The sequence below is a fragment of the Nonomuraea rhizosphaerae genome (assembly GCF_019396405.1).
GTDB classification, from domain to species: Bacteria; Actinomycetota; Actinomycetes; order Streptosporangiales; family Streptosporangiaceae; genus Nonomuraea; species Nonomuraea rhizosphaerae.
The window spans coordinates 1-5,887 of the sequence record NZ_JAHKRL010000190.1; the positions used below are offsets into that span (position 1 = coordinate 1).

General features: G+C 74.0%; 5 protein-coding genes. 2 read left to right on the forward strand and 3 right to left on the reverse strand.

Translation table 11 applies throughout. The features are described 5' to 3' along the window. Positions 1–886: AMP-binding enzyme (locus KME77_RS09275; RefSeq protein ID WP_219463971.1), on the forward strand; the 886-nt coding region annotated here is incomplete at its 5' end. Between the two features lie 34 nt (positions 887–920). Here the strand turns inward: KME77_RS09275 and KME77_RS30235 are convergent. After that, positions 921–2,597 (reverse strand): alcohol dehydrogenase catalytic domain-containing protein, encoded by a 1,677-nt coding sequence (locus tag KME77_RS30235; protein WP_308250627.1) that lies wholly within the window; start codon positions 2,595–2,597, stop codon positions 921–923. 91 nt (positions 2,598–2,688) lie between these two features. Here KME77_RS30235 and KME77_RS09290 point away from each other — a divergent pair, with 91 nt between their 5' ends. Further along, positions 2,689–3,630 (forward strand): AraC family transcriptional regulator, encoded by a 942-nt coding sequence (locus tag KME77_RS09290; RefSeq protein ID WP_219463974.1) that lies wholly within the window; start codon positions 2,689–2,691, stop codon positions 3,628–3,630. Here KME77_RS09290 and KME77_RS09295 read toward each other — a convergent pair. Together KME77_RS09295 and KME77_RS09300 are read right to left on the reverse strand one after the other, a co-directional pair. Further along, the gene (locus tag KME77_RS09295; RefSeq protein WP_219463982.1) at positions 3,627–4,256 is read right to left on the reverse strand and encodes a GNAT family N-acetyltransferase; all 630 of its coding nucleotides are present in this window, start codon (positions 4,254–4,256) and stop codon (positions 3,627–3,629) included. The genes KME77_RS09290 and KME77_RS09295 overlap by 4 nt on opposite strands. A gap of 42 nt (positions 4,257–4,298) precedes the next feature. Beyond that, entirely contained in the window at positions 4,299–5,759 is a 1,461-nt protein-coding gene (locus KME77_RS09300) for an FAD-binding oxidoreductase (protein ID WP_219463983.1), read from the reverse strand. Between the last annotated feature and the right edge of the window lie 128 nt (positions 5,760–5,887).

The following is a 5,887-nucleotide window of genomic DNA, read 5'->3' on the forward strand; positions in this document are numbered from 1 at the left end:
CGCCGACTCGGAGGCGGTGACCTACTTCGGGGTCGGCGCGCCGTACATCATGGCCTCGCTCAAGGCCGGCATCCGCCCGGAGGGGCTGGCGGCGCTGCGCGGAGTGGGCTCGACCGGGTCGCCGCTGCCGCCCGAGGGGTTCGCCTGGGTGAGCGAGAGCCTGCCGGGGATCCCGGTCGGCTCGTTCTCCGGCGGGACGGACGTGTGCACGGGCTTCGTCGGGGCGACCGTGCTGCACCCGATCAGGGCGGGCATCATCCCGTGCCGGTCGCTGGGCGCGGCGGTGCACGCGTTCGACCCGCTGGGCGAGCCGGTCGTCGGCGAGGTGGGCGAGCTGGTGATCACCAGGCCGATGCCGTCGATGCCGGTCATGTTCTGGAACGACCCCGGCGGCGAGCGCTTCCGCGAGAGCTACTTCGACGTGTACCCGGGCGTGTGGCGGCACGGCGACTGGATCAAGATGAACGAGGACGGCAGCTGCGTCATCTACGGCCGCTCCGACTCCACCCTGAACCGGGGCGGCGTCCGGATGGGCACCAGCGAGTTCTACCGGGTGGTGGAGCGGTTCGAGGAGATCGCCGACAGTCTCGTGATCGACACCGGGCAGCTCGGCCAGGACGGGCGGCTGCTGCTGTACGTGACCCTGGTCGAGGGCGTCGTCCTGTCGGACGACCTGGCCCACTCCCTGCGTACGGCGCTGCGCGAGGAGCTGTCGCCCCGCCACGTGCCGAACGAGATCCACGTCGTGCCCGGCATCCCGCGCACCCTGTCGGGCAAGAAGCTGGAGGTGCCGGTACGCAAGATCCTGCTCGGCACGCCGGTCGAGCAGGCGGCCAACCCCGACGCCATGGCCAACCCGGAGGTCCTGCGCCACTTCAAGCCCTGAGGCCCTGAGGCCCTGAGGCCCTGAGGCCCTGTGGTCAGGCTTTCAGTACGACCTTCCCGTGCAACTGGCCGGCCTCGGCCCGGCGGTGGACGTCGGCGAGCGCGCTCAGCGGCCGCGACTCGGCGACCTCCACCGTAAGCTCGCCCTTGTCGATCAGAGCGACCAGCTCGGCGAGCTGGGCGGCGTCGTTCCGGGTCACGAAGTGCCTGGCCCTGGGCGAGTCGATCGGCACGGTGACGGTGACGATCAGCGCGTCCAGGGCCGCCAGCGCGGCGGCCTGCCCGGGGCCGATCACCGCGAGGTTCAGCACCACGTCCACGGGAGGCGGGACGGCGGCGCGGTCGATGACCTCGTCCGCGCCGTAGCGGCGCGCGGCGGCGTCGCTGTGCGGCCCGGCGACCGCGATCACCGTCGCGCCCGCCAGCTTGGCCAGCTGCACCGCGAACATCCCCACGCCGCCGCCCGCCCCCACGATCAGCACCCGCCGGCCAGGGGAGACGTGGGCGTGCTCGTGGACCGCCTGCCACGCGGTGAGCCCGGCGACCGGGACGGCGGCCGCGTGCTCCAGCGGGATCGTCTCCGGCGCCCTGGCCAGCACGCGCCCGGCCGCCACCACGTACTCGGCGGCCGAGCCCTCCACCGAGCCGATCACCCGGTCGCCGGCGGCCAGGCCGCGCACGCCCGCGCCCACCTCGGCGACCGTGCCGGACAGGTCGGCGCCCAGCGTGTACGGGAACGTGGTCGGCAGCACCTCGGCCAGCAGCCCGGAGCGCAGCCCCACCTCCGACGGGTTGAAGGAGGTGGCGGCCACCCGGACCAGCACCTCCCCGGGGCCGGGCGACGGCCGGGGGACCCGGTCGTGGGAGATCACGGACGCGTCGCCGTACTCGTGGATCCGGGCCGCGAACATCTCGGGGCGGGCGGCGGGGCCGGCGCCCCGGAAGTCCGCCGCGTGCTCGGCCGCCCACTCCCCGAACGTCCGCGCCCGGACCCCGGTCACCTCCTCCACCACGGACGTCGCCGGCCCCGGCGTGCCGACCAGCGCGGCCTGCGCCGCGAGCATCCCCTCCGCCGCCTCCTCCAGCCATCCCGAGGCCACCAGCCGGACCCGGGCCGACTCCGGCGACGCCTCCTCCCACCGCACCGCCGTCCCGGTCGCCTCGCCGATCAGCCGCGCCTGCTCGGCCTGGCTCAGCGGCTCCGGCCCGGTCAGCGTGTACGCCGCGCCGTGGTGCCCCTCCGACACCAGCGCCCGCACCGCGACGGCGGCGACGTCCCGCTCGTGCACGGGCGACATGACGGCCGCCCCGTACGGCTCGCGCACGACCCCGGCCCGCACCTGCGCCGCCCATCGCAGCGTGTTGGCGGCGAAGGCGTGCGGACGCAGGAACGTCCACTCCATCCCCGACCGCTCGATCAGTTCCTCGATCTCGCGCTCGTGGTCGCGTACGGCCGCCGACGACAGGTACACCACCCGCCGGGCCCGCGCGGCCATCACCTCCACCATCTCGCGCGCCCCCTCGGCCGTGGCGAACGGCCACACGAGGAACACCGCCGACACCCCGGTGAGCGGCTCGGCCAGCGACGGCGGGTCGGTCAGGTCCGCGCGGTCCCGGGGGAGGGGCCGGACCGCGACCCCGGCATCACGCAACTGGGTCACCACGTGGCGGCCGACCGTGCCGGTCGCCCCGGTGACGAGGATCTCTCTCATGGGAAGCAACCGTAGGAGCCAGCAGCGAGACAGCCAATGTGTCAATGTCTCCCGTTCATACGCGTACGTCTCGCCGCGTAGACTTTCACCCATGGACGTGCTCAGCGACGTGCTCGCGATCATGCGCACCGGCCGGCCCCGCTCGGCCCGCGTCGAGTGGCACGCTCCCTGGGGCCAGCGCTTCCCCGCGGTCCCCGGCTCGGCGGGCTTCCAGGTGGTCCTCCAGGGCTCCGCCTGGCTCCTCCCGCCCGGCGGCGACCCCGTCGCGATGGGCGTCGGCGACGTGGTGTTCTTCCCGCACGGGCACGGCTGGGCGATGGCCGACAGCCCCGGCACGCCGGTTGCCGAGCCCGCGTGCGACCCGCTGGAGGAGCTGGAGACGTTCGCCTCGGCGTCCGTCCCGGGGCCCGGCGCGGCCACGGTGCTGCTCTGCGGCGGCTACCGGCTCGACCCCGGCCGCGCCCACCCGCTCCTGCGCGACCTGCCCGACGTGATCCACCTGCCGGCCAGGCTCGGCCGCCACCCCGAGCTGCGGGCGGCCGTCGACCTGCTCGGCGGCGAGATCGGCGACCCGCGGCTCGGCGCGGACACCGCCGTCTCCTCGCTGCTCGACGTCCTGCTGCTGTACATCCTGCGCGCCTGGTTCGACGCGGCGCCCGAGCACTGCCAGGTCACCGGCTGGGCCGCCGCCTTGGCCGACCCGGCGATCAGCGCGGCGCTCGACGCGATCCACCGCGATCCCGCTCATCCCTGGACGGTCCAGGCGCTCGGCGCGAGGGCCGGGCTCTCCCGCGCCGCCTTCTCCCGCCGCTTCACCGCGCTGGTCGGCCAGCCGCCGCTGGCCTACGTCACGTGGTGGCGCCTGGCCACCGCCGCGCGCCTGCTGCGCGAGTCGGAGGGCGCGCTGGGTGAGATCTCCGCGCGCGTCGGCTACACCTCGGAGTTCGCCTTCGCCAACGCCTTCAAGCGCGAGTACGGCACCGCGCCCGGCAGGTACCGCCGCCATCCCTGCCCGGCGGTCACCACGGCCTAGAGGCCGAACAGCGGCAGGCAGGGCTCCAGATTGTGGATCTTGATGCCGTCCATGGGCTTCCAGTCGGCGCGCTGCAGCCGGAACCGCTTGGTGACGGCCATCGTGCCCTGCCTGTTGTGCAACGCGATGCCGTCCGGCTGGTAGCCCAGCCTGCGGGTTACCGCCAGCGAGGCGTGGTTGTCCTCGAACGCCTCCGTCGTCGCCTCGTGGGCGTCCAGCCCCTCGAAGGCCAGGTGCAGGACGGCGGCGCGCATCTCCCTGCCGATCCCCCTGCCCTGGAAGCGTTTACCGAGCCACGAGCCCGTCCCCACCTCCCTGGTGACGAGGAAGTCGGTGGCGCTCACCCCCTGCACGCCCACGATCTTGCCCTCGGAGACCACCACGAGCTCCAGCGACCACCGCTCCTTGGCGAACTCCGCCCAGTTGCGGAACTGGTAGCGGATGGTGGCCCTGGCCCGCTCCAGCGGCTCGGCGTCCGACCACGGGAACAGGAACGGCATGAACCCCGGGTCGTGCACTCCCTCGGCCGCCCGGTCGCCCAGCTCGTCGAGGTCCGCGAGCGACGGCATGCGGAGTTCGAGGCGGGGCGTGGTCACGGAGAGCTCGAAGAGCGGCCAATTGCGCATGGGAGCGATTTTCCCAGGCCGCCAACCGGGCACGCGACCCGTTTATACCCCCTGAGGCAGGCTGAAGAGCCGCCCCGGATCGTAGGCGGCCTTCACGGCGGCCAGGCGCGGCGCGTTGGCCCCGTAGTACGCGCCACGCCACCCGGTCAGGTCCGGATCGATGTAGTTCACGTACGCGTGGTCGCCGAAGTGCGGCCGCATGTCGGCGTGGACGCCGCGCAGCCAGGTCCGGCCCGTCCCCTTCGAGTAGTACTGGACGCTGTACAGCGCCGCCCGGTGCGGGAAGGCCGTCGCGTCCGCGCGGACCCTGGAGACCGCGCCGCCCAGCGCGTCGAGCTGCACGGTGTGCCGCCCGGCCCGCGCCACCCCGGCCACCAGCGCCTTGACGCCGTCGGCCGACAGCTTCGCGTACGCCATGTGCGACTTGGCGGCGAAGAGGTCCCTGCCGAGCCGCCCGGCCGCGGTCTGCCCGGCCTGGTGGCACTGGGCGACCGAGAGCGAGGAGCAGCCGGCCATGACCATCATGGCGTGCTGGTACGACGTGGCCGAAACGTACCGGGACGAGGGCCGGCCGATCTTGGCGACCAGCGGCGCCAGGAGCCGGTCCAGCGCCGCCCTGTCGCCCAGGTACGCGCCGCCGATCTGCACGTCGAGCCCGCCGTCGTTGGACAGGTGCAGGGTGGACCAGAGCTCGTCCGGGGCCGTGGGCGCCCAGGACTGCCACGCCTTGACCGCCGCCCCGGCCCTGGCCCACGGCCAGTGCAGGAAGAAGACCGTGACGCCGCGCGTCCGGTGGGTGCGGAAGGTGAAGGACACCGCCACGCCGAAGTTGCCGCCGCCCCCGCCCCTGCACGCCCAGTACAGGTCCGGGTGATGGGTGGCGTCGCAGGTCAGCACCCGGCCGTCGGCCGTGACGATCCGCACCGACTCCAGCGTGTCGCAGGTCAGGCCGTACTTCCTGGACACCACGCCGAGGCCGCCGCCCAGCGCGAGGCCGCTCACCCCGACCGTGGGGCAGGTGCCGGCCGGGATGCTCACGCCGTGGCGGCCCAGCTTGTCGTAGACGTCCACGAGCTTGGCCCCGGCGCCGACGGTGGCGCGGCCGTCCGCGTAGGCGACGGTGCTCATGCGGGAGACGTCGATCACCAGCCCGGTGCCGGTGGACCAGCCCGCGTACGAGTGGCCGCCCGAGCGGGCGGTGACCGGCAGGCGGTTCGCGCGGACGAAGGACAGGCAGGCCGCGACGTCGGCGGCGCTCGCGCAGTAGGCGACGCCGCCGGGCCTGATGCCGTCGAAGGCGGGGTTGAACAGGCGGCGCGCCGCGCCGTACCCGGCGTCCGCGGGGAGCACGAGCGTGCCGCTCAGGCGGCGCCGCAGCCCCTTCCAGTCGGGGGCGCCAGAAAGAGTGGCGCCAGAAAAAGTGGCCCCGGAGAAGGCGGCGGAGGCCGGAAGGGCCGGAAGAGCGGTGAGGGCGGCGGTGCGGAGGAAGTCGCGGCGATCCATGGTCGTCTCCCGGCTGATCGTGGTGAGCCGATCATTGAGACGCTGCCGGAGCCCGCCGAGTTCGCCACAGAACGATGCCTGTCGTCCGGACAGAACGATGCCTGTCGTCCGGCCGGGCGCGCCCGGCC

Excerpts from the sequence above, each read along its gene's own strand:
- KME77_RS30235 (WP_308250627.1), bottom strand. The coding sequence starts at position 2,597 with ATGAGAGAGATCCTCGTCACCGGGGCGACCGGCACGGTCGGCCGCCAC.
- KME77_RS09290 (WP_219463974.1), top strand. The coding sequence starts at position 2,689 with ATGGACGTGCTCAGCGACGTGCTCGCGATCATGCGCACCGGCCGGCCC.
- KME77_RS09295 (WP_219463982.1), bottom strand. The coding sequence starts at position 4,256 with ATGCGCAATTGGCCGCTCTTCGAGCTCTCCGTGACCACGCCCCGCCTC.
- KME77_RS09300 (WP_219463983.1), bottom strand. The coding sequence starts at position 5,759 with ATGGATCGCCGCGACTTCCTCCGCACCGCCGCCCTCACCGCTCTTCCG.